Source organism: Methanosarcina subterranea (assembly GCF_055385895.1).
The window spans coordinates 2,561,838-2,588,245 of the sequence record NZ_AP042426.1; the positions used below are offsets into that span (position 1 = coordinate 2,561,838).

Annotated in this window: 26 protein-coding genes and 1 tRNA gene; 12 read left to right on the forward strand and 15 right to left on the reverse strand. The window is 38.2% G+C overall.

Features of this window, described 5'->3' with window-relative positions; genetic code table 11:
* Positions 1-138: 138 nt before the first annotated feature.
* On the reverse strand, positions 139-348 hold the full coding sequence (locus ACZ5A8_RS11275) for a hypothetical protein (RefSeq protein WP_464529067.1): 210 nt from the start codon (positions 346-348) through the stop codon (positions 139-141).
* A gap of 989 nt (positions 349-1,337) precedes the next feature.
* Here ACZ5A8_RS11275 and ACZ5A8_RS11280 point away from each other — a divergent pair.
* Positions 1,338-1,571 carry a hypothetical protein gene (locus ACZ5A8_RS11280; RefSeq protein WP_464529069.1) on the forward strand — a complete coding sequence of 78 codons (234 nt, stop codon included), beginning with the start codon at positions 1,338-1,340 and terminating at the stop codon, positions 1,569-1,571.
* Positions 1,572-1,615: 44 nt separating this feature from the next.
* Here the strand turns inward: ACZ5A8_RS11280 and ACZ5A8_RS11285 are convergent, their stop codons facing one another.
* Positions 1,616-1,969, reverse strand: coding sequence for a hypothetical protein (locus ACZ5A8_RS11285; RefSeq protein ID WP_464529071.1), 354 nt, complete (start codon positions 1,967-1,969; stop codon positions 1,616-1,618).
* 334 nt (positions 1,970-2,303) lie between these two features.
* On the opposite strand from ACZ5A8_RS11285, the gene ACZ5A8_RS11290 reads away from it, so the two are divergent.
* Complete coding sequence (locus ACZ5A8_RS11290) at positions 2,304-2,429, forward strand: CRISPR-associated endonuclease Cas1 (protein ID WP_464534107.1); 126 nt, start codon at positions 2,304-2,306, stop codon at positions 2,427-2,429.
* A 1,697-nt stretch (positions 2,430-4,126) separates the two neighbouring features.
* Here the strand turns inward: ACZ5A8_RS11290 and ACZ5A8_RS11295 are convergent.
* Positions 4,127-5,431 (reverse strand): IS4 family transposase, encoded by a 1,305-nt coding sequence (locus ACZ5A8_RS11295; RefSeq protein WP_464529073.1) that lies wholly within the window; start codon positions 5,429-5,431, stop codon positions 4,127-4,129.
* A gap of 116 nt (positions 5,432-5,547) precedes the next feature.
* On the opposite strand from ACZ5A8_RS11295, the gene ACZ5A8_RS11300 reads away from it, so the two are divergent.
* On the forward strand, positions 5,548-7,098 hold the full coding sequence (locus ACZ5A8_RS11300; RefSeq protein ID WP_464529075.1) for an IS1182 family transposase: 1,551 nt from the start codon (positions 5,548-5,550) through the stop codon (positions 7,096-7,098).
* A 131-nt stretch (positions 7,099-7,229) separates the two neighbouring features.
* On the opposite strand, the gene tnpA is transcribed toward ACZ5A8_RS11300, so the two are convergent.
* A complete protein-coding gene (gene tnpA, locus ACZ5A8_RS11305) occupies positions 7,230-7,691 on the reverse strand; it encodes an IS200/IS605 family transposase (protein ID WP_464529077.1) in 462 nt (153 codons plus the stop codon).
* A 324-nt stretch (positions 7,692-8,015) separates the two neighbouring features.
* Positions 8,016-8,267 (reverse strand): winged helix-turn-helix domain-containing protein, encoded by a 252-nt coding sequence (locus ACZ5A8_RS11310; protein ID WP_345945520.1) that lies wholly within the window; start codon positions 8,265-8,267, stop codon positions 8,016-8,018.
* A 919-nt stretch (positions 8,268-9,186) separates the two neighbouring features.
* Between ACZ5A8_RS11310 and ACZ5A8_RS11315 the strand changes: the two genes are divergently transcribed.
* Positions 9,187-10,182 (forward strand): hypothetical protein, encoded by a 996-nt coding sequence (locus tag ACZ5A8_RS11315; RefSeq protein ID WP_464529078.1) that lies wholly within the window; start codon positions 9,187-9,189, stop codon positions 10,180-10,182.
* A gap of 885 nt (positions 10,183-11,067) precedes the next feature.
* Here ACZ5A8_RS11315 and ACZ5A8_RS11320 read toward each other — a convergent pair.
* The 4 genes from ACZ5A8_RS11320 to ACZ5A8_RS11335 all read right to left on the reverse strand — a co-directional run bounded on the left by ACZ5A8_RS11320 (position 11,068) and on the right by ACZ5A8_RS11335 (position 15,419).
* Entirely contained in the window at positions 11,068-11,478 is a 411-nt protein-coding gene (locus ACZ5A8_RS11320; RefSeq protein WP_464529080.1) for a hypothetical protein, read from the reverse strand.
* Between the two features lie 647 nt (positions 11,479-12,125).
* Positions 12,126-13,268, reverse strand: a complete 1,143-nt coding sequence (locus ACZ5A8_RS11325; RefSeq protein WP_464529082.1) for a TIGR04083 family peptide-modifying radical SAM enzyme — start codon at positions 13,266-13,268, stop codon at positions 12,126-12,128.
* A gap of 998 nt (positions 13,269-14,266) precedes the next feature.
* Positions 14,267-14,944 carry a M48 family metalloprotease gene (locus ACZ5A8_RS11330; RefSeq protein WP_464529084.1) on the reverse strand — a complete coding sequence of 226 codons (678 nt, stop codon included), beginning with the start codon at positions 14,942-14,944 and terminating at the stop codon, positions 14,267-14,269.
* A gap of 43 nt (positions 14,945-14,987) precedes the next feature.
* The gene (locus ACZ5A8_RS11335) at positions 14,988-15,419 is read right to left on the reverse strand and encodes a BlaI/MecI/CopY family transcriptional regulator (protein WP_464529086.1); all 432 of its coding nucleotides are present in this window, start codon (positions 15,417-15,419) and stop codon (positions 14,988-14,990) included.
* Positions 15,420-15,655: 236 nt separating this feature from the next.
* Here ACZ5A8_RS11335 and ACZ5A8_RS11340 point away from each other — a divergent pair, with 236 nt between their 5' ends.
* The 8 genes from ACZ5A8_RS11340 (at position 15,656) to ACZ5A8_RS11375 (ending at position 22,942) form a co-directional block, all read left to right on the forward strand.
* Positions 15,656-16,840 (forward strand): ABC transporter permease, encoded by a 1,185-nt coding sequence (locus tag ACZ5A8_RS11340; protein WP_322221701.1) that lies wholly within the window; start codon positions 15,656-15,658, stop codon positions 16,838-16,840.
* Complete coding sequence (locus ACZ5A8_RS11345; protein WP_464529088.1) at positions 16,833-17,555, forward strand: ABC transporter ATP-binding protein; 723 nt, start codon at positions 16,833-16,835, stop codon at positions 17,553-17,555. Before ACZ5A8_RS11340 ends, ACZ5A8_RS11345 begins: the two co-directional genes overlap by 8 nt.
* 5 nt (positions 17,556-17,560) lie before the next feature.
* Entirely contained in the window at positions 17,561-18,052 is a 492-nt protein-coding gene (locus ACZ5A8_RS11350; RefSeq protein ID WP_464529090.1) for a Fe-S-containing protein, read from the forward strand.
* 207 nt (positions 18,053-18,259) lie between these two features.
* Complete coding sequence (locus ACZ5A8_RS11355; RefSeq protein ID WP_464529092.1) at positions 18,260-19,255, forward strand: GNAT family N-acetyltransferase; 996 nt, start codon at positions 18,260-18,262, stop codon at positions 19,253-19,255.
* A gap of 149 nt (positions 19,256-19,404) precedes the next feature.
* Positions 19,405-19,476 (forward strand) — tRNA-Cys (locus tag ACZ5A8_RS11360).
* A gap of 358 nt (positions 19,477-19,834) precedes the next feature.
* Positions 19,835-21,130 (forward strand): O-acetylhomoserine aminocarboxypropyltransferase/cysteine synthase family protein, encoded by a 1,296-nt coding sequence (locus ACZ5A8_RS11365; protein ID WP_464529094.1) that lies wholly within the window; start codon positions 19,835-19,837, stop codon positions 21,128-21,130.
* A 266-nt stretch (positions 21,131-21,396) separates the two neighbouring features.
* On the forward strand, positions 21,397-22,098 hold the full coding sequence (locus ACZ5A8_RS11370) for a CDGSH iron-sulfur domain-containing protein (protein WP_464529096.1): 702 nt from the start codon (positions 21,397-21,399) through the stop codon (positions 22,096-22,098).
* A 124-nt stretch (positions 22,099-22,222) separates the two neighbouring features.
* Entirely contained in the window at positions 22,223-22,942 is a 720-nt protein-coding gene (locus ACZ5A8_RS11375) for a hypothetical protein (RefSeq protein ID WP_464529098.1), read from the forward strand.
* Positions 22,943-23,033: 91 nt separating this feature from the next.
* Here ACZ5A8_RS11375 and ACZ5A8_RS11380 read toward each other — a convergent pair whose 3' ends face one another.
* The 6 genes from ACZ5A8_RS11380 to ACZ5A8_RS11405 form a co-directional block, all read right to left on the reverse strand.
* A complete protein-coding gene (locus ACZ5A8_RS11380; protein WP_464534109.1) occupies positions 23,034-23,444 on the reverse strand; it encodes a threonyl-tRNA synthetase editing domain-containing protein in 411 nt (136 codons plus the stop codon).
* Positions 23,445-23,547: 103 nt separating this feature from the next.
* Entirely contained in the window at positions 23,548-23,748 is a 201-nt protein-coding gene (locus ACZ5A8_RS11385) for a hypothetical protein (protein ID WP_464529100.1), read from the reverse strand.
* Positions 23,696-23,860: a hypothetical protein gene (locus tag ACZ5A8_RS11390; RefSeq protein WP_464529102.1), complete on the reverse strand. Its 165-nt coding sequence runs from the start codon at positions 23,858-23,860 to the stop codon at positions 23,696-23,698. Before ACZ5A8_RS11390 ends, ACZ5A8_RS11385 begins: the two co-directional genes overlap by 53 nt.
* Positions 23,861-23,873: 13 nt before the next feature.
* Positions 23,874-24,044 carry a hypothetical protein gene (locus ACZ5A8_RS11395; RefSeq protein ID WP_464529104.1) on the reverse strand — a complete coding sequence of 57 codons (171 nt, stop codon included), beginning with the start codon at positions 24,042-24,044 and terminating at the stop codon, positions 23,874-23,876.
* 311 nt (positions 24,045-24,355) lie between these two features.
* Positions 24,356-24,913 carry a flavodoxin family protein gene (locus ACZ5A8_RS11400; protein ID WP_464529106.1) on the reverse strand — a complete coding sequence of 186 codons (558 nt, stop codon included), beginning with the start codon at positions 24,911-24,913 and terminating at the stop codon, positions 24,356-24,358.
* 739 nt (positions 24,914-25,652) lie between these two features.
* The gene (locus tag ACZ5A8_RS11405; protein ID WP_464529107.1) at positions 25,653-26,402 is read right to left on the reverse strand and encodes an MBL fold metallo-hydrolase; all 750 of its coding nucleotides are present in this window, start codon (positions 26,400-26,402) and stop codon (positions 25,653-25,655) included.
* Between the last annotated feature and the right edge of the window lie 6 nt (positions 26,403-26,408).

A 26,408-nucleotide genomic window follows, 5' to 3' on the forward strand; every position in this document is an offset into this window, starting at 1 on the left:
ACTATTGGGAAATAAAGAATCTTATGGAGAATGGCAAAATCTCAGGTAATAAAAAGATAAGTGATGGTGTGAATGCACCACCATTTATTAAATAACTATTAATTTTTCACCCCGCATAATAACCCTTTTATCCTCTTCCTACTGGTAACTTCCATTTTCTTCAGCGACTGTCCAGATGTCATGATCCCAGTATTCTCTATCTCCATTCTTATTGAGTATTGTCCATCCGCTAATCTCATGGTATGTCTCTGTATTGGCATTAATCGCTACTCTTAGACTTTCATCGTTATCTGAAATGGCTTCCAGATTAACAAATGTAGCTATCCAGAGAGCATCATATGCGGTCAATGCTTAAGATTCAGGTAGCCTTTCCAAGTCGTTCTTCTATTTTGAGTTCAATCGCCTGACATCTGTCACTCTCACCCACGTATCCGTATATGGGTGCACTTACATTGGTTGTTGCAGCAAAACTGGCTGCACTATTATCGTTGATCAGTTCTTCGTTCAGCGTTATTCCGTCAGTGCCATACCATTTTACCTCTGTAAGGATAGTTCCGGGCTAAAGCAAAGACCTTTGCTACTTCTCCATAGGAACAGAGAAATACAGCTACGGATCCCTCACTATTTTCCGAAGTGGCTGCTATTACTTTTTCATTGAGTGCCTCTATTTCTGCTGAATGGTTTTTGTTTTCGGGCTCATATGTAACTCCCTCGAGTACAGTGCCGTTAAGAGCCTCGAAATTCTTCTCGACCTCAGTAACGAGTCCGTGCGTTCCTGCTCATTCTCAGCCTCCAGGAGCCTGATAAAAGAGATCTCAAGACTTCAACTTGAGATCAAACACGTTTTTTTCGACATATGTTCAAGTTTCTCCTTCAAATGAGAAGAGTTTCTCCTTCAAATGAGAAGAGTTTCTCCTTCAGGTGAGGAGAAATAGTTACTAAAAACCTAATTTTTTGTTCATGTAAATAAGATCAGGACCTGGCAAAATACAGGATTGAAAAAGAAGACAAAAGTGCCAGAGCCCTCTGGGAGCCATGGCGAGCAGGAACTACATCCCAGGCAAAAAGAGGATAAGAAAATAAGAAAAGAGACAATAGCAAAAAGTTAATAAAGAAATACCGCATTAACAGTGCAAAGACCTTTCATAACTTCCAGAGGAATTTAAAAATGAATTTGCCAGCATCTTACAGGATTAAAACAGCTCTGGCTACTTATTTCTCTTTTTTAGTCGATGCGACAGTTAGTCTGGACTATTCCAGTATTCGATATCTTGTAATTCGGACAAGAAGTTAAAGAATAAAGTGTAAAATAATTCTAAATTATGGAGATCCCCCACATGAAACGAAAATTCCAATCAGGAAATGACTATCTCGTTTTGTATGACTGCGGTACTGCCTTTCTATGCTATGGAAATTCTTCTCCTGTCAAATGCGATTATTACGAAAGTGGAAACATCATAACAATTAGATTAGAAGGGGATACAATGCAGATGAAGATAGATGAAGGAGGTGTCATTTCGGTTATCGGTGATAGATGGGAGGAAGTTTATCCTTTTGAAATTGCAGCATGATATCTTCATCTTTTCGTGCATCTTAGATGTAAACCCATCTTTATTCACGGGAAAAGAGCCTGTGTGTAGGTTTCGTACAACTGCCCGGTATAGATCAGCGTCATCCCGACACGCCATGATCCTGGTGGTGCAACGTTGATGCAATAATTGAATGGTTCACTTAAGACATTGGCAAACTTATCCTGACCTTGCCATACATGATTCAGGCCTGCCAGATCAGTGGCATAAATAAAGAAAGTGGTGCTTGTAGTTGAAAATGCAAAGACCTCTTCGCCGGGATTTATGTTTAACCACCCCATTACGTGCCAGTCACCATTTCCTCTGCATAAACCCGGATCGAAGTACGCAACAACAACTGCCACTTTTGCAATATAGTTATTATGAATATTAATATTCATTGTCTCTCTCCCCTAATAGATACTTGTCGAGCATCGGTCATTTTTTTTCTTTTGGGTTATAGTTTACCCTTTTATAATCAAATTTTATTTAAATACGTTTTATATATCAATTATTATAAAAACCGTTGATTTTAATATAAAAATAGCAGAAAAATAAATTCTGAGTAAAGGTAGTAACCAAAGTAGTGATGCCTGGCAGCTTAGATACCCTCAAAGCTGACCGGGGCTGACGGAAAAGGCATCAGGGATCTTATAGGAATAGAGGGGAATTAGCCTGTAAGTACTGGAACGAGTTTTCAAAGCTATTCCAAAGGAATATGTTTTTTGTTCCAGGATAGATCAGTACAGAAGATCTGCAGGACCTGGGTATATGGTGAACACCATGCTGAATTATTGCTATTCTCTGCTTGAATCCGAATGCCTGAGAGCCGTTAATTCTGTGGGTCTGGAGCTCATGTAGGGTTCTTGTATGAAATGACCCAACAGTGCTGTGGATATTTTTCAGTAGAGTACACTTTTTGTTCTTGTATACATGGAATATTAATAGTTTAAATTAATAATTAATATGAAAGGCTTTTATATTTTTGTTATAATATGCTTAAGTGTGGGGAAGGATAATATGGGACTGCTAAGTGATTTTTTTCAACTTTCTTGAGCTTCTGTCAAGTCTATGGAAGCTAAGGAATTTTTTCAGCTACAGTTGAACCTATAAAATGACCAGCCCTCGTAGACTTGAAAGTACAGTAAATTGTATGAAGAGGTGAAATTTTAATGAGTCACCAATTTACTTCAAAAAGGAAAGGTCAGAAACCAAAATTCGATCATAAAAAAATCGAAGAACTCCTCAAAGCAGGTGAGAAACCCTTTAAGATTATGCTTCTGTTGGGCTGTTCTTATGGGGTTTTACGGTATGTACGAAAGAAAATGGGAAGAAAGAAAGTATAGTTTTGAAAAGATATTTATTTTGTATTCGGTTAAGATACGATCTGTAAGAAATGTGTTGATTTAATGCATTTTCCTGTTAACCTATTATTATAAGTTTATTGAGTCGTTGGGGTGAAAAATATGACTAAAAGACTATTAGCAATCGCTTGTACCTTCTTATTCATAATAGGTCATATGTTCAAGCGAAGGAAACATATGCAAAAATCTTTTGTCTGGAGAGGATTTCTAAGCGAATCTATGTGGGTAGACGACTATAGAAATCTATCGCTTTTCAAGAAATTGGTTTTTTGGGTGTATTATCCTTTCTCTTATGCTAAATTTTTATGGGTTGTTGTATGGGATCGTATTGACAGATTATGCTTTAGAGATTCAAGAGCAAGATATACTAAAACAAGGATGAAATACCAAAAATCCTGTAAAATACAATAATATGAAAAGTTATTAGTTATGCTGAAAAAAATTACTATTTTCTGGTTTTATTTATTCATCAGAAAGAATGAGACTTTTTATAAAAAATTATTTGTAATTATAAATGTTTTTTTTGTTATTCTTGTTAGGGCAACTTTATAAAAAATAGGGGTTGTGCATGACCCTAAAACATGCTTTGCGTTTTTTAGAGATACCTATATCCCATAAATTTAGTGCGAAGAGTGGGATTCGGACTACTAAATCCGTCTTATCACTATCTATCCCGGCATAATATTATCGCTTTGGCTGTGTCAGTTGTATTTATTTTTTATCTTTATAAATTTGTTATATATAAGTGGAATAAAAAGAACGAGGAGAATAGATTATTAGTAGAGTTTACCCTAAACTAAAATTTGCTTCTTAATTAATCCCTTTTCTAATTAAATCATTAAATCAAATTGCGTGCGGCCACCCCACCCTAAACAGGCTGTCCGACAATTACCTTGGGTAATTAGTGTCCACAATATAGAATATGATTCCATTGGTCATCGGTTAAGGAAAAATCGTTATCACTTGCATTGATTTTCATAAAATTTGTTAAATTATTCATCAAATGCAAAACTGGAATCTGATATCGATTTCAATTTAAACACTAAACATTTGGGTTTGAGTTTTTCCGTCGAAATCGAGATCCGCAGCTCAAAATCCTTAACCGAATACAAATGAATATGATTCTAATTCATTGGTCATCGGTTAAGAACTTATTTCCGTCTCCCAATAGTGTTTTCTATTTCACCTTTTTCATTAAAACCATTTTTCTCTGAACCTTTCTCTATTTACATGTGGATCCAATGCTTGACTTTCATATACACTCATTATCGTTTCAAAAGTTCTTTGAATTCCACATCTATTCAGAATTACTGTCAACAAATCTGATGCATTCTCTGCAAATATTGTGCTCCAACGTAACTGTGTATATTGAGCCATTTTTTCAGGATGAGCAGTATTGTTCTTTACAAGAGAATAAATCCTTCTGCTAACGATTAATGTTAACATTGCTGTCCAGATTAGAGCTTCAATTACCTGTTCATTCTTTGTTTCAAGAACGTCAAGAGCGTATTTGCTTTTTAACTCCTTGAAAAGTAGTTCTATGTCCCACCTTGCTCCATATAATTTTGCAATGTCTTTTGCATTCAAAACATCTTTCTGAATATTTGTGATATATATGTGATGCTTTTCGTCCTCATCATTATATACCGCAACAAGACGTACTTTCATCTCATCCTGTTTTTGTTTGCATTTATATGCTCTTCTTTTGAATGCTATTTTTACAACTGCATCAAGATCTTTTCCAGAAAGTTGTTTAATACACTCACTAACAGGTTTTCCAGCGAACTCTTTGCTTTTTGTCTTAGAAAGTCCTTCTTCAACAGAAACAAGAACAGGATCCATATTCTTCCTTATTCTTGAAACAAAATATCCTCCGTTTTCCTCAACTCTTGCAAACATTTGAGTTTTGTAAAAACCAAGATCAACAAGAAGAATACGGTCTTTAATCCAGGGACCTATTTTCAATGTTTTTATTTCAGCTGTTTTTTCAGAGTACAGAGCAACGGTTTTAGGTCCGTTAGCAACTGCACTTACCATAACTCCTACTTTTACTCCAGCAGCTACATTTCTTGCTCTTGCTGCTGGAAACTTGTCTGCTAAAGAGGAGTGAAGACGAATAATTGTGCTGTCCTGAATAAGAACATCCTGGAAGTCTTCGAGTTTTTTGCTAAGTTTTCTTCCAGGATCTTTTGCAAGTTCTTCTATACCGTGAATTACACACTGATGGAGGAACTCAACAAGTTCTGGAGTGAATCGATAGTACCAACTGCTGTCGCTAAGGGTTTTATTTGATTCTTTTTCATAGTCTCTTTTCAAACTGGCAAGTGTACGCTGTAAGCGTACACCAAAACCAAGAGTTAAAACCCAAAAAATGATGACAGGGTCAATTTTACGCTCACGTACTATTAGATCAGTTTCTTTAGCAGTCTGCCTTAACCATTCTTCGGGAAACATTTCCCGAAGAGAGTCTTCAAGAGTAGGTGGGGGACGAGGAGACATAGATGCACTAATATTTAGATTATTAATATAAAAACACATACAAGAGTAACTATCTAACGCTTAACCGATGACGCATGGATTCTAATTATATAATTCTCAAAAGAATATTTTGATTTATGGCGTTTATCAAATCATCAAAGAATCAAATTTGGATTTTACCTCCAGATATTCGAGATCTTATTCCTTCAGATCATATCTGCTACTTGATTGAGTCTTTTATAGATGAAATAGATTTCAGTGAATTTGAAACAAGGTATGATGGTTCTGGACACCCAGCTTATCATCCATGCATAATGTGTAAAATTTTGATTCAATCGATGCTTGATAGAGTTCGATCATCGCGAGCGATAGCTCGCAATGTTCGAGAAAATGTAGTTTACATGTATTTGGCTGAAAATCTACAACCTGATTTCAGAACAATCAGTGACTTCAGAAAAGAAAATGAGAAACTGATTACTAAATTGTTCAAAAACACAGTTAAGGCAGCTAAAGATCTAGGAGTAATAGGTCTCGAGCAGTTAAGCACCGACGGATCCATGGTAAAAGCTTCTGCGTCAAAAAATAATGTGGTTTTGGAAGAGGTCTTGAGAGTTGTTGGAGAATATGTCAACAATGAATTAAAAAAAGGTATTGAAGTAGACAAACTTGAGGATGAACATTTTGGTAACTGCCGTGGGTATGATCAATTAAATGAAAGTGGAAGATACAAGGTAAAAGCTGTAGTTGCGAAGTACATAAAGCAAGTAAATAAGGATAATTCTAACGACCGAAAAAAAGAGATTAAAGATATCGTTAAGGAAGCACTTAATGAGTTTGAAAAGGACAGTATTGAGAAAGTAAGCTTGACTGATAAAGAATCTCGTTTTATGAAAAACAAAAAGGGAGTATTTGAACTGGCATATAATGCTCAAATAACAGTGGACCATAGACTGGGGTTTATTGTTGCAAATAATATCTGTCAAGATAGAACTGATACTTATCAATTGAAACCACAGATCGAACTTGTTGAAGAAAATTGTGGTTTCTTAAAAGAAGGTACTAAGATATGTGCAGACAGTGGATACTATAGCGGAAATAACATTCATTATTTGAACGATAAAAAATTGGATGTATATATTCCAGAGCAAAAAGAAGTAGATAAACAAAGAACAGAAAACGTTGAAGACAACAGATTCGATATTGGTAATTTTGAGTATAATGAAGAAAATGATGAGTTTATATGCCCTGAAAATCAAAGATTGAAGTTTTTGTATGAGGGTTATGAGAAAAAAAGGAAGAGAAAATACAGACTTTATAAAGGAACTGAATGCAAAAAATGTGAATTTAGCAAAAATTGTACAAAAAGGATGGATGGAATCAGGCACTTAAAAGTAGCTGAATTTTCAAAAGAAAGAAAGCAATTAGCCGACAAAATGGAAACAGAAGAATTCAGAAAAATATATGGGCAAAGAAAGCAGGTAGTAGAACCTGTAATTGGAAATTATAAAGAGAATTTAGGGTTTAGAGAATTTCTAACCAGAGGATTGAAATCAGTCAGGAACGAATTTAATTTAGTTTGTACCTCAGTTAATTTAAGGAAAATCTGGATTTACTCTAATAAAAACAAGATCATTGGAAGGGAAAATAGAAATAAATGGAACTTTCACTCTAATATTTTAGCAAGATGAATAGAAAACAAATCTCATAAAAAGTTCCAATCTACTAGCAGACGATTTTATTTCATTACTAACAGTAATTGTCGGACAGCCTGTAAAGGATGGGGTATGCTGATGGGCCGCACGCCCGGTTATTCTGGTACTTAGAACTCGTTAATTCTCCGTTGTCTAGACTTTAATATATGTGATTGAACCTCTGTTTTCGGTTTTCCCTGTGACTCCTTAATATAATGCTTGATTGTGTCAGCAGTTACATTCCCAACGGATCGATAGAATTTGCCACTTGACCATAGACTTCCACCCCAATATCGCGTTCTCAGTTCAGGATGAAGCTTGAACAGTCTGTAAGAACTGCCTCCTTTCAAGTATTGAACCACCTCTGATAGAGAGGTGCTTGGGTGGAATTCCAAGAACAGGTGAACATGATTATCTACAACTTCCAGAGCATGGATTTTGTAGCCTTTCTCTGTGCAAATATTGTGGAATATAGACTCGCAATCCTTTTTAACTCGCTTATTGTAGAATATCTTGTATCGATACTTAGGCACCAACACGATGTGGTAGGTAATCTGACCATAGCCATGGCTAAAACTGCGTAGTTCCAACGCTTATCACATCCTAGCCATAGGTGGCTGGAACCACCTGTGGCTATGGTGTCAAAAAACCTCATTTTACAAAGAAGCGATGATTGATACAGTTTAAGCGAATACAAAAAAGCCAGCGAGGGTTCACTTCATCCCCGACCTAAAGGTCAGGGTATTCGTGACCCTCTGCACTCCCATAGTAATAAACATAATTAACCAACCTCTTTATTGCATTGATATAGCTGTCTGTAAATCTATCAGACAAGACCTACCATGATCTAAAACCAGTAAACTAGAAAAAAGAAAAAATTTAATAAAAAATTAAAAAAGCAAATGGGAAGCAATTTAAAGCTTGATTTTCGTAGCCAGTTCCTGGAAAATCTTTCCTTTATCTGTAGTGATGAAAAGCCCGTTTTCATGCCTGATAAGCTCTTTTTCTTTTAACATTTCCAGATATTTCCGAGCGATGTTGAAGTTAAGATTTACCTCATAAACAATATGGGTTTTCTTTGCTCCATTATTTGCAATTTTTAAAATATCTACTGCAATATCAGTCCTGCTTCTTCTCTGAATATTGACTCCTCCCCCACAATAGATTCAAAAAATCTTTGCTAGAATCCCACACTCTAAAATATCTCAAATAATGTCTTTTAATCGGTAACAAAGATTTTAGATATTAGATGCTTTCCTTTCTATATAATATTTTCTATGATATATAGATAATAAAAATATAATTTAATCTTGGTATATGTTGAATTCAAGAATCATGAGGATTTCAGAGAGATTTTGGAATAAGTGAGCTTATGCCATTTTAGTTAATAGCCCTTATTTTGGAATAATGGATGTTAAAAAGATCTATTTTTTTAAAAAATTAGACTAAAACACTTTAATTTCAATTTAAAGGTAAATAGAAAGGATTATACCTAATTAAACCAATATTATGTCGCCAAACAAATAATTGGGCTTTAAAAAGGTATAATCCATGATAAAGATTATTACAAAAGGATATAAGTACTTATTGACTCAAATCGACGATTTTTTAGGGTCTGCACGTACCATTGTTATAAGTCTTAAGAGTATTAAAGGCAGAAAAGAATACGAACAGCTTTTTGGTCGAAAATTGGACGATCAAAAGACAAATATTAAAATCCGTATCATATCTCTAAAACAGTCAAGACTCACAGATTTTATAAGCAATCTTTTTGAAAAATCGATGTCTATATACTCTATTTTCGATCCGATGTTGAGTGAATATTCTAACTTAAAGATCCTTTTCATTGAGAAAATTACTAAAAACAAAAGACATTGTAAAGTACGTAATGTGCTCCCTATTTTTCAAAAAGTGCTTTCAGACTTTTTTGGTGAAGGATTTACTTTTCTCAAAAGGAAAATTTGCATTCCTTATAAAATTAATCTTCTAGTTGTACATAGCAAAGATTATATGGAAAGTGTATTGCCCTGGAATCAAGTACTTGCCTTTCAACACTTCAAAACGTTTCATGGGTATATAGGAGACATGTTTGCATTAAATCCTTCGCTGGATAACTTTTTCATTGAATTACAGGCTTCAATGGAGTACCATCCTCAGCATGAATCGTTAAATTTCAACAACATTCTCAAGTTAGAAATTGCAAGATGTAAGATGGGGTATTCAAATTTTGAATCATTCATTAGAGAATTTAACCAGAATAAAGCTCTAAGAAAGGAATTAAATATTGAAAATCGTGATCGAATCACTCTTTCATCATATCGTAGAAATCTGAAATGTATTTATCCATATTTCGTGGAATATGCTCAATTACTGATACAAGAATGTAGAAATCTAAATCTTATAGGAGATAAAATCTGGATATGGGATAGAAGGTTCTTTGAGTGCAACTGCAGTGGATTAAAAAATAAAGAAACTGGTATGCTCTCAGATCCTGATGCAGGACATTATGTTAAAAAAACCGGAAAGTATAGTGTCCTATCTGGAACGGGGTATACTGATACATGTGTTGTTGATAGTTGGTGGGGTTTACCAGTTTATTGGGATGCAGTAAACGCAAGTAAAAATGACAACACTATATTTCAAGAAACTATCATTCAGTGCATGAAATCGGAAACTCATAAACCACTTTTTATGATTGCAGATGCTGGACCTGATAGTCATCCTTCTAACCAGGTGGTTATTGATCATGGAGTTATTCCAATTATAGCAGCCAGAGCTAACAGTGCAGGAACTATTCTTAAAACAGAAACAGGAACCCACTTCAGAGGAATATATATACCAAGGAAATTTCATAGACTCCTTGGTAAAATATACAATCTTAGAACCACTGTTGAAAGAAAGAACTCAAATGAAGTAGTGGGATACAATCGCTCGAAAACACCTACAAGAAGAATTGAATGGGCTAAAATGTTTGTCTCTATAGGCAACATTGCCGCTTTACTTACGGCATTAACGGCTTTTAAAGTTGGAAGAAAAGATTTGATAAGGGCACCAACTGCTTTTAGAAGGTTGCATTTTTAAGCTATTTAAGGAAATTTTTCCGGAAAATATAGAATTGAGTGCTTTTATTTGGGATTTAAAGCATTTTAAATGATTTTGGCATAAGCTCAAGTAATTAAAAAAGGAGGGTATTGTTGGAAGTGCTGGCAAAATACAGACATCATGCGCTTGTCCAAGGCTTCATGATCTTTATATCCATGCGAAGTCCTGTCAAACAAAACCTACCATAACCCCTACTACAAGCTCCTTATAGAACGAGACTCGAAAAACCTGATTACAAAGACTTCAAGCTTAAAGAAAACCCGTATCTGGGCTTCTTATTACATCACATATTCAGAAGATTCGTTATCCAGTTTAAACCGGAGTTTATACTTTATAGTATAAAGCCACATCAAGCGACATGATCTACATAGGGTCTAACAAAAAATTAATTATGTTGGGTAACAATTCCAAGCATTTTAATATAAAACCGACAAATATAGAACCAATTAAATAAATCGGTGTGGCACAAAAATAGTTAATTTCCCACTATATGGGGTCTAACACAGGATCTCTGTAACAAGACGCCCTATTATGGTTTCTTTAGTATAATATGGTGAAAATCATATAAGTATCAATCGGTGGGCTAGTTCAATATGTGGCGACGCCAAAATTGAACGAAACAAGTTTGGAACTTAATTAATTTCTTGTTAGACCTACATAATATCCATAGCTGCACCACGATTTTTATGAGATCTTATAAACTCCGGTTAAAAAATAGAATCATTAAATGTCTAAAATGTATACTTAAACCACGTATCTATTATGCTTGATTTTGGCTCTCAAGTAAATAAGTAAGTAAGTTCAAACGGTTATAGGAATTTTAACAACGAGAAGTATAGTATTAGTTTTATTTTTTAATTAGTTTTATTTTTTGTCTTCTCTATTCCATTCCATTAAAGCCTTTTCAATAGATATTAAAGTGAACATAGTAGTATTGAATATCTCGTCCGGGTGTTGTGGCATCCAGCTGATTTCATCGAGAACGTCTTTTGGAAGCCTGACAATGTCGTTCAGATCTTCTCCTATTGTCATGAAATTTTCAGTATATCGTAAACCATACCTGCTATTATTACACGCAGTGATAGAAATATACTGAGTAAATGACCCGTCAGTCATTATATCTCTTGAATATCTGTACTGAATTTCTTCAGCACAATCCGAGTAATCATTATTCAGCCTTCTGACGGTATCTGGAATCGATTCACCAGCTTTCTGCAAAGCTTTCAGGTCTGAGAATACACTTTTAGAAAGTCTGATAGTTTTGTATTGCTTCATACTACTATTCATGTAGTTAAAATGTATAAATAGACTACTACATAAGTAGTTAAAATTACATGTTCCTAAAGAAGGTTTCATGGATTTTTTAAGTAATAATTAACGAGCTGGTCCCAAAACTCAAAATTGCCCATCCGGATCTCATATTCTGAATGATCAATTGAGGTTATAATCATGAAAAATCGTTCTCAAACTTTACTGATTTGAGAATAAAATCGGTTTTGGAATGAGATCATAAACATAAACGAGCCCGTCTTTAAAATAAATTGCAGGTTTTGATTTAGTGAACTCTGCTTCTGTTACTTGTTTTACACAACCACTATCACTTTCGAGGGCAGCAACTTAGAATGCAAGTATCTTACAGCTAGCAAAATATATAAAAAGTAAAGAAAGTTATTGTCAGGCTAATTTTACAGAATCTCTTTTTAAAGTGAACATATTTCTGCTGTTATTTTTTCTTCGCTTTTTAAGACATACATGCGAGGGACAAGGACATTTATTTTAAAAATGTGTGCCATTATACACGTTTGTCAATTCCATTTTAACTGGCCATGGTTCAATAACTCAAAGTTGCCTCCGGAGGATTTCCCTTTGCTAGATATGCCCTCCGCGTTTCGAGTTCTCCACCTTTCCCAACATCCACGGTTTCATATCTTTTTAAGCATAAGGGACATGATTCCCGACCTGGAAGGCTTCATAGATTGAGGCTGGAACATATCCATCATGCCAGAGGACCCGAACATTTCCTCGTTGACCCGGCTGGTTATTTCATCGAATATCATCTTATAGGCGACGCAGTGCGGGTCGACAGCTTTTACTTCCCCCTCAGTGGGTACTAAAGCATTGTAAGGGCATCCGCCTCTGCAGTACTTGATATGGGCGCATTTGCCGCATGCAGTGTCTACAAACTCCTTAAATTTGTGCATGAGCTTCCAGGCATCGGATTGAGCGAGGTCTGCCATTGTCGGGCGGTCATAGACGTTCCCCATGACATATTCAGGCATGCCTACGAAGCGGTAGCAGGGATATATGCCTCCGTCAGGGCCAACTGCAAAGGTATCTCCCATGCAGTCCACGAAGGTACAGACAGTGCCCCTGCCTGTGAACACACATTTGCACAGGTGGTCAATATTCATGACCTCAATCCTGCCCATGTTTTCCAGATATTTGTCAAGAAGGTAAATTAAGAGTTCTCCGTACTCTTCAGGATCAAGTGCCCATTCCTCGGGGTTGTCACCCTTCAAAGACGGCAGGCAGGGATGCAGTTTAAGTGTCAGGCCTTTTTCCAGATAAAAATTAAAAATATCCTCTTTGAACTTCACAGAGTGGGAGGTAAAAGTAGTAATGAACCTCACATTCAGCCCATGGGCTTTTGCAATCTCGTAGCCTCTCATTGTCTTTTCATAGTATCCCTTTCCCCTCTGCAGGTCATTAAGCTCCTGCGGACCGTCCAGGCTGGAGCCGATCGGAATATTGTATCTGGCAAAAATCTCGGCTATTTCCGGAGTAAGTTTCCAGAGGTTTGTCTGTATAGCAAAAGCAATTTTTCTGGAACTCAAACCCTCAACCAGCAGGGGTAAGGCTTCTCTGTAAAATTCTTCCCCTGCAAGGAGAGGTTCTCCACCATGGAAAGTAAAAGTAACCGAGTCCTGCCTGAAGATTTTCAGCCATTCAACCACTTCTTTTATGGTTTCAATGCTCATTATAGGGGATTTTTCCTCAGAACTCCAGCAATAATTGCAGTTAGCAGGACAGCCCAGGGTAGGGATTAGCATCACATGAAAAGGCATATTTAAAGCTCCTTTTTTTTAAGCTTCTTTAAATTATTAGTAGTTTTCTAAAAGTTATCCTTTCCATTAACCAGGAGTTTAAATCTCTTTAATAATTTTTTAGACTTCTTTTTTGATAATTTCTTTTTCTTCTGAACCTTGCAGGGCTGAAGCCATTTGCCAGTCACACAAGAAAATAATTACAGGTAAATTTGCGTTACTCAGAGAATCTGAATACAGAAATACATTTCTTGCCTGGGAAATACTTTCCTTGCCTGAGAAATACTTTCCTTGACTCTGAAAGTCGGATTTCAATTCACAAGTAAACATAAGCACCCCAGCCAGGCAAGCTGGCGGTTCTTTCAAAAAAAACAAATGCAGGAAAAAGATAAAAGAAGGAAAGATAAAATGTTTGAAGCAGGTGGTCCATAGTTAATCGGTTGATTATTATAGAGCAGCCTTAATGGAATCTTTCAACCTTTCTTTACGATATCGTGCACGGCGTGGTTATTGATTTTAATCAAATTAAGGTCAATCTTCAACTGCGCTGGGAAAAGTATAGGTCAAAATATCAACTTCTTGACCGTGGATGATCAAAAAGTAATAAAAATCAATAAAACAAATGTAAAAAGAGTATTTTTCAAGTACAACTTAACATTCTGTTTTGACCGCATTCTCAAAAACTCTTTACTTTACTTTACTTTATTTTCAGGTTTTTTCCTGGTTCCTCAGTCGTTTCTATTTATTGCTTTTTTTATCTTCCTTTTCTCTTTTGACTTTTGGGAAAAACCGCTCTCCTGCGTCGAACGTGACACAAACGACCCGGTATAACGAAAAAGGTTGTACCGGTTATGAATATTTTAATTCTGCCCTCTTAAATGAATCTCACTACTAAAATTTATAAATTAGTCCTCTTGAGCGAAACGAAGTGGAGCGAAAAGGACCGCGTGCTGTTGCACTTGCAGTGCAACTCCTAGAAAATCTCCGATTTCCTGTGATCCCGAAGCGCAACTCGGGTTTCATTTCAGTTTTGCCCTTGCGGACTCCACTGAACTTTCACTAACAACTTTTCCGGCAAAAACATCAGCAAGAAGCTCAAGTTCGTCCTCAGAATGGTTTTTTGTGAAAGTCATGAGCGACAGCTGCCTCAATACAGGAGTTTTGTTATTATGGCGAATGTGCCATACTTCATGAGCAATTACAGCTTTTAATTCCGATTCGTCCATCAGTTCAAGCATTCCCATTGATAAGAAAATGCTTTTTCCCGAAGCAAATGCCCCGGGTACTGCTGAATCATAATAATACACCTTTGCTCTGTCAGTTAAACTATTCACAAATGCCTGAGGCCAGTCCATAATATCAGTAATCGGCTGGGCGCCGTATCTTCGGATCAGGATTTTGTAATAAACTCTTGGCAGGAGTATAATAATTACAGTTGAAAGAATGACGTAGGCGGTATAGATTTCAATTGTCAGCATTTGACTGCACTGCATGGCGGAAACAATCGTGCCTATAACAGAGACCATGAATAGCTGTGCAGCAATGAACGAAGAAATCCTGAGAACCGGTTTTCTGGCTCTAAGATAAAACGTGAAAAGCAGAAAAGCCAGAAATGCCTGTATCCCTATTAATGGCAAAAGGTCGGAGCCGGTGATGCATGTAATATAACAGTCAATTTCCTGCGTTATGGAGAACATGTCTACTACTCAAAATCGACCGGAATATACTTGTTTCAAGGATTTACTTATTATTTTTATAAGTATGAAAGTTTTCAATAGCTACCTTGCCGAAGGTATCTACAAGACTGTCCAGTACTTTCTTTGTGATGGTATTTGCTGTATTGTCCATAGACTCGGTTGCAGAGTACAGATACCTGACTCTTTGGCCGCTTTTATCTATAGTTCTTTTTGCATAACCGGCTTTTACAAGCCTGTCAAGTGTCCCTGCTACGCTGGATAAAGGGATACCTGTTTTTTCGGTAATTTCCGGCGTTGCTGACTCCTGGTTTGTCCACAAAACCTGCATAATCTGGGCTTCAATGGGACTGAAAAATTTGGTTAAACCCTCATTGGAAAGATTTATTCGATCTAACTTAACCATGGCTTTACAACTGCTGTAAACAAATATAAGCCTTGTGATGAGTCCTAAGATCACTGTTTTCAGTCCTGACATGTTTAACCCTGGCTAGTTTATCCTTTTTGTCTCAGGCAGTTTACATCTGGCGTAAAGTTAAAGTACGTTTACACTCAACGTAAAGTCAAGCATTTACACCAGATGTATAGTAAATTCTATTCAATGTAATATTCGATTCAGTTTTCTATCCGATTTTATTTGACATTTGATCCAATGTAAAAATTGAAAGGTAAGCCATTGAAAGGTGAATCGGCAACATATATTGAGGATTAAAAATGCGTTTACATTCGTTAGTCTTAAAAGACATATCCCGCAGGAAAACAAAACTCGGGCTGGCAGTGTTGAGTGTGGTAATAGCTGCTGCAGCAATAGTAGCTGTAGTCACCACATTTTCCGCAGCAACTGACGGTCTCTATGAAGAATCAAATAAATTCGGAGCAAACATTATCGTCAGACCCGAAGTAACAACCATTCCGCTCGTTGCGGGTTCAACCTCTATTGGTTCTTTGTCTACGGGAGAGAACTACATTGAGGAATCGGAAATTCCCAGAATTCATACTATCCAGAATAATAGTAACCTGGCAGTTGTAGCTCCCAGATTGTACGGGGTTGCAGAACTTGATGATTCTTCTGTTGTTATAATGGGTGTGGACCCTGAAAAGGAAAAAACCCTCAAGCCCTGGTGGAAAATCCAGGGACACTGGATGACTGCAAATACCTCTGAGAACTCTGAGAAAACTGAAGTAATGGTCGGCTCGGATATAGCCGGTCCCCTTGGGCTCAAAGAAGGATCTCCAATAACCCTCAGCCAGGGGGATATTTCAATTGATGCTCAGGTTGCCGGCGTAATAGAGAGCACAGGCGGCAATGAAGACGGGTATGTGATTCTTCCTCTTGAGACATCCCAGTACCTGCTTTCCAAAGAAGGGAAAGTCAGCAATTTAGAAGTCAGGGCACTGTGTAATGACTGTCCTGTCGAAGAAATAAGCAGGCAAATAGAAGAAGTGTTCCCAGGACTTGAAGCCAGATCCATGAGCCAGATTGTAGAAACCGAAATGGCAGTTGTGGAACATACCGAGTCTTCGGCAATGGCAGTATCAATAATTACCCTCCTCGTAAGCACATTAACAGTTGCATCCACAATGCTCGCATCCGTAAATGAAAAGCTAAAAGAAATAGGAATTATGCGCGCAGTCGGAGCAAGTAACAGGCAGGTCGTTTCCATGCTGTTCTTTGAAGGAGCAATTATCGGAATAATCGGTGGAGGTATCGGCTTTGCCATCGGAACAGCAGCCTCGTCGATTGCTGCGCCTATGCTGGTCTCGGTGTCGCCTTCGCCAATGTGGGAGATCCTGCCCGCTGTTGTCGGAATTTGCATAGTTACCGGAATGGTAGCTTCTATTATCCCTGCAAAAAGAGCTCTCGGAGTTGACCCTGCGGAGGTGCTAAGAAGTGTCTGATTATCTTGAAACTCTTGAAACATCCAATAATCCTGAGAACCTTTCAGAAAACTTGCTTGCAAACCTGATTCAGGTCAAAGGCGTGACAAAAAAGTACAGGCTTGGTAATAACGAGGTAGAAGTCCTGCATGGTATTGATCTGGAAGTCAAAGCCGGAGAATTCGTGTCCATAATGGGTCAATCGGGTTCCGGAAAAACCACTTTAATGAACATTATCGGGATGCTGGACAGACCGACTGACGGAAGCATCCTTATCAAAGATATCGATATCACGAAAAAATCCCAGAAAGAACTTGTCGATTTCAGGCGAAGGACTGTTGGGTTTGTGTTCCAGCAGTTCCATCTCATCCCCTCACTAACAGCCTATGAAAACGTCGCTCTGCCCCTTGTATTTTCCGGGGACAAGGATAATGGTGCAGTTGAAAGTGCTCTTGAAAGAGTCGGGCTGGCTCACAGGATGCACCATAAGCCGGTAGAACTGAGTGGGGGAGAACAGCAGAGGGTTGCAATTGCCAGGGCTGTTGTTATGAAACCGAAAATTTTACTCGCAGACGAGCCCACAGGGGCTCTTGATGCAACTACAGGTTCCATGATAATCTCTTTACTAAAATCACTGGCAGGAGATATGACTGTTATAATGGTCACTCACAACAGGGAACTTGCAGAATATTCGGACCGCATTGTATACTTAAAAGATGGAAATGTAGCGGAGTGAAAAAAATGAACATAAAATTAATCGGTATGGTTTTGTTAGCAATTGCAGTATCCCTTGTGGTAGCGGGGTGTACGGATATCGGGTCTTCGGGTAAAGCTAATGCAAGCCCTGTAAAAGCTACCTGGATTAATGCTGAAGTCAGTGAAGATCAGGTATCCATTCCACTCAGTTCCGTAGAAGAGAACACAAATGTTCACTTTAAAGTAAACTCCGACAGCGGGGAAATTGCGGTCATGGCATACAGGTTTAATGATGAGATTTTTGTCAGGTCCAATGTATGCCCTCCATGCAATTCAATAGGGTTTACCCTTGAGAAAGATACTCTTGTGTGTGATTCCTGCGGCACTGTCTTTGATACTGCAACAGGAGCAGGCATTGGAGGAGGATGTGTGTCATTCCCTAAGGAAAGTATCCCTTACACGGTTTCGGACGGGAATATTGTCATGAAACTCGATGATGTGGTAATTGCCCACGAAAAAACCGTGGAGATTAATTAAGAGCCGTTAAGGGAAACGAAATTTCCACATTAAGCCTTAGGCAGTTGAATCATAATCACGTGAAACGGATTAATCAAACGCAATAGACTTACTGCCCAAAGACAAAACAGGGTAGTCGAAAGTTTATTGCTATTGATTTTCAGCTCAACTGCGTAAGTCCTGACTCATTGCATATACGAACAACCATTTATTTATGCTGGGCTTAAAATGAATGAAATTGAAGTTAGAGAATTAATGCCATCCGAGTTTGAAGAATGGGATCAGCTTGTAGAAAAAACCCAACCCGGTACACCATTTCACACAAGCGATTGGCTGGAAATCTACAGGGATGTCCTATTAAGAGACATCAGGATTTATGGCTGTTTTAGAAACGGTGATCTCGTTGGAGGATGCCCCCTTTTTGTTAAAAACATCAAAGGAATCCTCAAAGTGGCATCTTCGATATGCAGTATGACTGATTACTGCGGACCCCTTATAAGTGAGAGCTCAAGCTCCAAAGCAAGTAAAAAAGTACAGGAAAGCCACGCAATTCTTAACTCCCTCAGGGAGTTCCTCTGCATGCAGGGCTTTGACAGTATTCACCTTAAGTTCTCCCCGGGATTTGAGGATATCAGACCATTCACCTGGAACGGATGGGACTCAAAGGTTCACTATACCCATCACCTTGACCTGAAAGAAAATGTGGATAATAATATTTCAAGGACGATCCGGAAAGACCTTAAATCCGCATCTGAGGCAGGACTCGAGACAAGGAGATGGAGCGATCCTGAAACATATTATGGCCTGCTTTCCAAAGTATACGAGAAACAGAACCTGAAAATACCATTACCCAGGGATTTTTTCGAAAAGGTCTTTGACCTGATCAGGAAAAAAGACATTGGTTACATGCTCGTTTCCGAAACTCCAGAAGGAGAAGCAGTCGCAGCACATTTAACCCTTTACGGAAAGAAAAGTACGATTTCCTGGTCTTCTGCCCGGGACCCGTCTTTTAACCTGAGGGGAATGAATGCTCTTCTTTATTATAATGAGTTTCTTGACCTGCAGTCCAGAGATTTTGAATACATGAACGTTATGGCAGGAAATGTTCCCAGATTTGCAGACTTTATCATGGCTTTTTCCCCTAAACTGGTACCTTACTACAGTGTAACTTTAGAGAATAAAAAGTATTCAGCCCTGAAGACTTTACACAAAATCGTGACTTAATCCTATTTTTCTTTTTTTCTTTTTTTCTTTTTTATACTTATTTTTCAGTAATTGATCTATTTTCAGGTATTTTTTGCCTTAAAATATAGGTTTAAATATTAACAATGGGTATGATCTGTTGCCAGTTCACAATTGTGAACACTGCGAGTGCTGAGATGGCGGAATGGCTACGCGATGGACTGCAAATCCATTATACCCCGGTTCGATTCCGGGTCTCAGCTTAGGGGTAATTTGTTGACATAATGCAGAGAAAACATATGGGGGCAGCTATTCAACCTCTGATACCTGCCACAAACCTTTCAGACTGATAAAATAGACAGTCTACTTATTGCCCCGTTTCATGAACAACTTCTCAACTTCGTTAACATGGGTATTGCTCGTGCAGTGCCCGGTGCGGTACAAGGTGCGATATTCAGGCAACGGTGTCTACTCCTATGAATAAAGGAGATTTCGCAATAGTTTCATTTCTAGCTCGTAATACATAGTTCCTGGCTGTAGAAAGGCAGGCGAGACAGTAAAAAACGTCGATAAAAATGAATCCCAGGTAAAAAATCATCAGGAAAAAGGAGAATCATATTGATGGCGGCAAATAATTACAAATTAGGAACACTTGCCCTTCATGCTGGACAGATCCCTGATCCGGCTACAGGATCACGTACAGTACCGATATACCAGACAACATCATACGTTTTCCGCGACACGGAGCATGCAGCCAACCTTTTTGGCCTCAAAGAGCTTGGCAATATCTATACCCGTCTGATGAACCCTACCACTGATGTGTTTGAGCAGCGCATAGCTGCCATTGAGGGAGGGACCGGAGCCCTTGGAGTTGCATCCGGTTCGGCAGCAATAACTTATGCCCTGTTAGCGATTACCCGCGTAGGGGATCAAATCGTATCCGGCAATAACCTGTATGGCGGGACCTATGAACTTTTTAACTATACTTTCCCCAAACTGGGAAGGAAAGTTACATTCGTAGATTCAGCCGATCTCGAAGCATATCGCCAGGCTATCACGGAAAAGACCCGGGCTGTTTATATTGAATCGGTAGGCAACCCGAAGCTTGATGTTCCGGATTTTGATGCGATTGCAAATATTGCCCATGAAGCCGGAATTCCGCTTGTTGTAGACAATACAAGTGCTGTAGGGCTTGTCCGCCCCATTGATTATGGGGCAGACATTGTAGTACATTCCGCAACCAAATTCATAGGCGGGCATGGAAATTCAATTGGTGGTTCAATAGTCGATTCCGGGAAGTTCGCATGGAACAACGGCAAGTTCCCGGAATTAACAGATCCTGACCCCAGCTACCACGGCCTGAAATACTGGGATACTTTTTCAAATTTCCCGGGGCTTGGGAATGTCGCACTCGTCTTTAAAATAAGGCTGCAGCTCCTCAGGGATACTGGTGCCGCTCTCTCACCCTTCAATTCTTTCCTGCTGCTTCAGGGGCTTGAGACCCTGCACCTGAGGATAGAAAGGCACTCCCAAAATGCCCTGAAGGTGGCAAAATACCTTTCAGAGCATCCTAAAGTCTCATGGGTCAATTATCCCGGCTTACCTGACCATCCGAGCCATGAACTTGCATCCAGATATCTCAAAGGCGGTTATGGTGCACTGCTGGGTTTTGGCGTAAAAGGTGGTGCAGAAGCAGGAAGACAGTTTATTAATTCTCTAAAACTGTTTTCACATGTTGCGAATATAGGCGATTCCAAGAGCCTTGTCATCCATCCCGCAACCACCACTCACCAGCAGCTAACCCCTGCCGAGCAGGAAGCTACAGGCGTCACGCCGGATTACATCCGTCTATCCGTGGGCATTGAAGATATAGAGGATATAATCTCAGACCTCGAGCAGGCTCTTGAAAAAGTATAACTACACACATCTGTACAGAATCTGTACAAATCCAGACAGCACAACATAAGAAACGCAAGCCTTTTTTATTTTTTTGATGAGCAATAGCTCATCCCGGCTCTTTTTGATTTTTAAGCGAAGAGGATAACATAAGCCAGAATAGATTCTTTATCAATTTTTGAAAATAAGGTTGCTTGCCAGGTAAATAATTGTAGAAATCCAAACATAGTTCCTTACATTATAGTCCCACAAAGATATAGTCTCACAAAAGAGAATGTAATATAACTATGAAGAAAGGAACTGAAAAAAAATCAAAAATTCCGGAAAACTCTATGAAGATCACTGTGAGCAGGAATGGCCCGTATATCGTGACCGGTAAAGTTCCACTTATTGTCTCGGAGATTTGCAATGACGAAGAAGGCTACTGCAGAGACTGGCGGGAAGTCAAAAGATACCCTTTGAAGGAACGGTATGCTCTATGCCGTTGCGGTCATTCAGAGAACAAACCTTTCTGTGACGGGACACATACAAAGGTTCACTTTGACGGAACCGAGACCGGAGACTATAAGCCCTATACTGAAGGCGTGAACATTATTTCCGGCCCTGTGCTAACTCTAACCGACAATAAACATCTATGTGTCCATGCTGAATTCTGCTTACGAGCAGGTGGAATATGGAAGCTTGTGAGACAGTCCGATGATCCTGAGGCCAGGGATACAGCCATTGAAGAAGCATGCAACTGCCCTTCCGGCAGGCTGGTAATCCTGGACAATGCCACCGAAAAGGCGATTGAGCCTGAACTCGAGAAGTCCATAGTTGTTGTTGAATATCCCCCTCGCGACGAACACGGTCCGCTCTGGGTACGCGGTGGCATCCCCATAGAATCCGCAGATGGTAAAAAGTACGAAATCAGGAATCGGGTCACTCTTTGCAGGTGCGGAAAATCGAAGAACAAGCCTTTCTGTGACGGTAGCCATATTGAGAGATAAGGATGAAAAAATGGAGAGTATGAGAATCGAAAGATAAAGATGAGAATATCTAGAGACGAGGATAAGAAAATGGGATATGGAAGCGAGTTCAAAACCCTTGCCATTAAGTTATTGGGTGATTTAATTGAATGATGAAATTTTTGAACAAATCCACAAAAGTTTGACCGTGGAACAAATAATGACCCCAAAAGAAGAGTTTTATTTTCATCCTCACGATTCAAAATTTCATAAAGAAATAACTGTCTTTCCTATTAAAAATGAAGACGGGTCAATCATTAAGTATTTTGATAGTAAGGGTTCCAGAGAACACTATATATTGCCGGATAAGATGGTTTCAAAAAGCCTGGATATAATGTCTTTAATCAAAATGCTGGATAAAAACTCCTTTTTCTTTGTGATCCATGCTGAGATTGTAGGAATAGTTACTGTTGCAGATTTAAGAAAAGGGGCTGTGAGGATGTTCTTCTATTTACTACTTTACAGGCTGGAGAATCAGATGAAAATGTATTTCAAGGAAAGAATGTCCGAAACTAAATTTATAGAACTTGCAAAACCAAAATGCAGGTTACAAGAAAAGATGTATGAACTCTCTGTTTTTGAAGAGTGTAGCTTTTACGATTACCTTGTAGCCCTGAAAAATTATGATGTTTTTAAGCAAAAACACGGTTTGTCAATAAGAGATGTTGAACAATTTGGAGGCCTTGATAAATTCAGGAACTGGATCATGCACCCTTCAAGGGAAGAAGTCAAAGTAAAGATAGACTCAGACATGGATTATAATCGTTACCTGTTCAAGCAACTTGACAGAATTCAAAAGCTCGAAATATTATTGCAAGACTCCTAACATTATTTTATCCACCCTGTATAGAGCTGCAAAGAAAAAGCATCATTACTGGAGTGAACAGGCTATTTGTTCAACAATTCTTAATTAAGAATCATATTGATTTCCATACTTTAGCCAGTGATTCTCCCTTCACATGAATTTTTAATTCGAATAAATATCCAAAAGGCGTCATCGAAGTTTCAAATCCCTTTGCAGTTAGTTTGTCCCTGATTGTTTTTATCGCATCTTCTGCAAATTCGATACTCGACTTACTCTCTGATAAGTGTCCGAACGAATGCAGGACTACCTTATTTCTACCTGTTTTTTTAGCGAGCCAGCTAATGTTATTAACAGCTTTCTTAACAACCTTATCCTTCTGATCCTCATCTTCTTTCTCAACGTTAATAAAAATAGCCAGGGAATCCGTTGTGGATTCTTCCATATCACAGGTCTCAGCAGAGTCTACGGTCTTGCTGAATGTTTTATACCAGAAATCGTCAGTGTCAAACATTAACAACTTCATTTTTATCACATCGAAGTACTCAGTTCATTCCCTTCAGTTCATTCCTTTTCAGGCTTTGAAAAGACAAGCCCATAATGGTAAGGTTTCAAATCATGCCTGTTCTCTAGTTAAACCCCGCCTCAGCAGCCCATTTGATGCACTGTTCGGGTCTGGGACGTATAGCCATTGGCGGGCCCCGGGTAGTTTCCAGATCATAGTTCCAGTGTATAACACCTAATTTACCTTCTGGCGTTAAGATATGGTAAGCTCCTTTAAGAAGTTCCTCCGGTTTTTCTGCATGCAGGATATTGAAAAAGCACTGCATAATCCACACTCTGATCTTCCAGCCCGGAACCTTCAAGAATAAAGTCATAGAGCATTGCTTTTATATTTTTTAGTTTCTCACTACTTGTTCTTTCGGTGACTCTTTTTACCATTTCGTTTTCGATATCAATCGCATATATTTTTTCCTTTTATAGTCTTTGATGCAGGTATGGTAAAAGTTCCGTAACCACATCCGAAATCAACTACATTTACTATGCTATGATCAAATTTTATGGTCACCAGGATTTTTTCCGGCTTTTCTGAAATTTTATTTTCTGGCTTGTTCAGTATTTCCATAAAAGTATTCTCTCTTACATACAAAACCTACTTTATTCGAATGCCTCCTCAGCTTGTTGCGAGGATAGAAACTTTCTTATGAACCATAGAAAATTACGTAACGTCTGATCATAAAATTTTTCTTAAGGAGCGCCGCCCGCAAATAGAGAAAAATTAATCTTCCCTTTTCGGGGCACAATTTACGATGATTTTTTTCTGCTATCGCTCCATTGTCATGTTCAATTTTATCTGACAATGGAGCTTTACACAATTTTTCTGCCTACCACTCAGATAGTCCAAAAACCGATCGGGCTGTATACATACAGAGCATCTTATACTTTTAAAACTCCTGTAACCCAGTTTGCAACACGTTGTAAATCATTCTCATCAGGTCGTCCTGTAATATTTCCCATTCGCCCTTCTGTATTAAAGCGTCTATAGAATTCATTTTTACTGTTAAATTGGCCTTCAATTAGCCATTCTGCTACTACCTCAAAACCAAGGTGATCAAGTAATTGCCCTAAGAATTTGGGTGCAAATATAGCTTCATTTACACCTGTATGGGGACCGCCAAAGGTACTATAGGTTACGGCTCTTTTTTTATCAATTCTTGGAGCGCAACTCTTAACATCACCTCTGTCAACATGTTTTTTCAGCATAGCCCTACAAAAGTCAATCATTACTTGTGGAGGTAGCCACGTGTACACACCCGATCCCATAAAAATAAAATCAAAATCAAGTAAATCAAATGCATTTGGATCACTATCTTTGGTTACCTCTATAGTAGTGACCTCCATCATACCCAATGAATTAACCGTTTTTTCGATCTGCAATGCAACTTTTTTAGTATTACCGGTAATTGAACAATACAGGTTTAAAATTTTCATCATTTTACACTCCTTTCAAAATATATGGCTCTCCAAGAAATTTTGTGCCATCACATTTTCTCCCCGCTTCATACTCTTTTATTCCGGTGATCTTTTGAAATGTTCATCTGCTCGATTCCTATCAAACATCCAATTGCAACGATGTGCTCTACTGCGGCTTCGATGTGCTCTACTGCGGTTTATTAGAAACTGACATATTCTCAATAACCTGCACTGTTATTTCATGCATCTTCGGTTAAGCGGGGAATCATGACAAATTGCACTGATTTCAACAAAAGTTCTCCAAGATGCTCATTTATTTGAAGCTGGGACTAAATATCAATTTCAGAGTTGGTATTCGAAGTTTTGGACTTTTTTGGTCCGAAATCGATTGTATACAAACAAGAAAATTCCTTAACTGATGACCAATAGTAAGTTTGTATCCTCTTCAAATTCAATGGTGATCTTTCAGTTAAAAACATATGCAAGAAACATATGCAGAAATTGTATGGCGCAGTTATAAAGTTTAATGTGTTTTTTTGGATATGTTTTTCAAGCTTGGTTAAATTTTTAAATATCATCATTCATGAGAAATTTACTTTTTACCATGCAAGTTGAAGAGAAGATATAATTTTTTATATTTTAGGACTTACGCACTTGAGAGATAAAATCAAGTACAACAGACGTTGAAGCTAAATCCATATTTTGCACAGTTGAAGGTTTAATGCTATTGATTTCCAGTTCAACCGCGTAAGTTCTATATTTATTTAGCTTTGAAAACTAATGTGGTACCAACATTGTTTGGTATAAATGCTTTAGGCATTGCTTGGGCAATTTGATGGATAGCAGACCAACCAGTGCAGTGACCAGGCATCAAATAGGTTGGATTAATTTTTTGCAATTCAGCAATTGTAGCAGGAATTATCTTTTCAAATATCCCACCTGTTAGGTGGAAACCGCCTAATACGGCACAAACTTGTTGGTTATTAGTCAGAGCTTGAGCATAGCGGATGGTATTGACAATTCCAGAGTGACAACAACCTGTAATTACAACTAATCCTTGTTCCCGAACATTTACAATAACGCACTGATCATCTTTTATTACTGGATCATTTTCCCATTGGTCATTACGTTTTGTATAGTGGATAGGGAATCCTGTTTCAAAATCAGTAGTTCGAGCAATTTCACCGGAAACGAGAACCATGTTATCAACTAGAAGGGTTGGATCGCTTTTTTCAATAAAAGCAATTTTTTCCTGTTGACAAGCAGTCAACTTTGGTGGCGAGATGTTCAATTCATATCCGTTTGGCATTATAATCTTTCTGTCTAAAAGAGCATCCGGATGATAAATAAGGGGTATTTGATGCGATCCTAATTTCTCAATTATACCAGGCAACCCCATAGTATGATCAGCGTGACCATGGCTGAATATAATTGCTTGCATATCATTTACGTTAATTCCTAAGGCAGCCATATTATGTAAAATGCCACCCGGGCTCATACCTGTATCCAATAATAC

Excerpts from the sequence above, each read along its gene's own strand:
- ACZ5A8_RS11340 (WP_322221701.1), top strand. The coding sequence starts at position 15,656 with ATGCGTTTACATTCGTTAGTCTTAAAAGACATATCCCGCAGGAAAACA.
- ACZ5A8_RS11335 (WP_464529086.1), bottom strand. The coding sequence starts at position 15,419 with ATGTCAGGACTGAAAACAGTGATCTTAGGACTCATCACAAGGCTTATA.
- ACZ5A8_RS11390 (WP_464529102.1), bottom strand. The coding sequence starts at position 23,860 with ATGGTAAAAAGAGTCACCGAAAGAACAAGTAGTGAGAAACTAAAAAAT.
- ACZ5A8_RS11300 (WP_464529075.1), top strand. The coding sequence starts at position 5,548 with ATGGCGTTTATCAAATCATCAAAGAATCAAATTTGGATTTTACCTCCA.
- ACZ5A8_RS11330 (WP_464529084.1), bottom strand. The coding sequence starts at position 14,944 with ATGTTCTCCATAACGCAGGAAATTGACTGTTATATTACATGCATCACC.
- ACZ5A8_RS11355 (WP_464529092.1), top strand. The coding sequence starts at position 18,260 with ATGAATGAAATTGAAGTTAGAGAATTAATGCCATCCGAGTTTGAAGAA.
- ACZ5A8_RS11370 (WP_464529096.1), top strand. The coding sequence starts at position 21,397 with ATGAAGAAAGGAACTGAAAAAAAATCAAAAATTCCGGAAAACTCTATG.
- ACZ5A8_RS11400 (WP_464529106.1), bottom strand. The coding sequence starts at position 24,913 with ATGATGAAAATTTTAAACCTGTATTGTTCAATTACCGGTAATACTAAA.
- ACZ5A8_RS11280 (WP_464529069.1), top strand. The coding sequence starts at position 1,338 with ATGAAACGAAAATTCCAATCAGGAAATGACTATCTCGTTTTGTATGAC.
- ACZ5A8_RS11385 (WP_464529100.1), bottom strand. The coding sequence starts at position 23,748 with ATGCAGTGCTTTTTCAATATCCTGCATGCAGAAAAACCGGAGGAACTT.
- ACZ5A8_RS11350 (WP_464529090.1), top strand. The coding sequence starts at position 17,561 with ATGAACATAAAATTAATCGGTATGGTTTTGTTAGCAATTGCAGTATCC.
- ACZ5A8_RS11325 (WP_464529082.1), bottom strand. The coding sequence starts at position 13,268 with ATGCCTTTTCATGTGATGCTAATCCCTACCCTGGGCTGTCCTGCTAAC.
- ACZ5A8_RS11395 (WP_464529104.1), bottom strand. The coding sequence starts at position 24,044 with ATGGAAATACTGAACAAGCCAGAAAATAAAATTTCAGAAAAGCCGGAA.
- ACZ5A8_RS11295 (WP_464529073.1), bottom strand. The coding sequence starts at position 5,431 with ATGTCTCCTCGTCCCCCACCTACTCTTGAAGACTCTCTTCGGGAAATG.
- ACZ5A8_RS11365 (WP_464529094.1), top strand. The coding sequence starts at position 19,835 with ATGGCGGCAAATAATTACAAATTAGGAACACTTGCCCTTCATGCTGGA.
- ACZ5A8_RS11315 (WP_464529078.1), top strand. The coding sequence starts at position 9,187 with ATGTTTGCATTAAATCCTTCGCTGGATAACTTTTTCATTGAATTACAG.
- ACZ5A8_RS11380 (WP_464534109.1), bottom strand. The coding sequence starts at position 23,444 with ATGAAGTTGTTAATGTTTGACACTGACGATTTCTGGTATAAAACATTC.
- ACZ5A8_RS11320 (WP_464529080.1), bottom strand. The coding sequence starts at position 11,478 with ATGAAGCAATACAAAACTATCAGACTTTCTAAAAGTGTATTCTCAGAC.
- ACZ5A8_RS11285 (WP_464529071.1), bottom strand. The coding sequence starts at position 1,969 with ATGAATATTAATATTCATAATAACTATATTGCAAAAGTGGCAGTTGTT.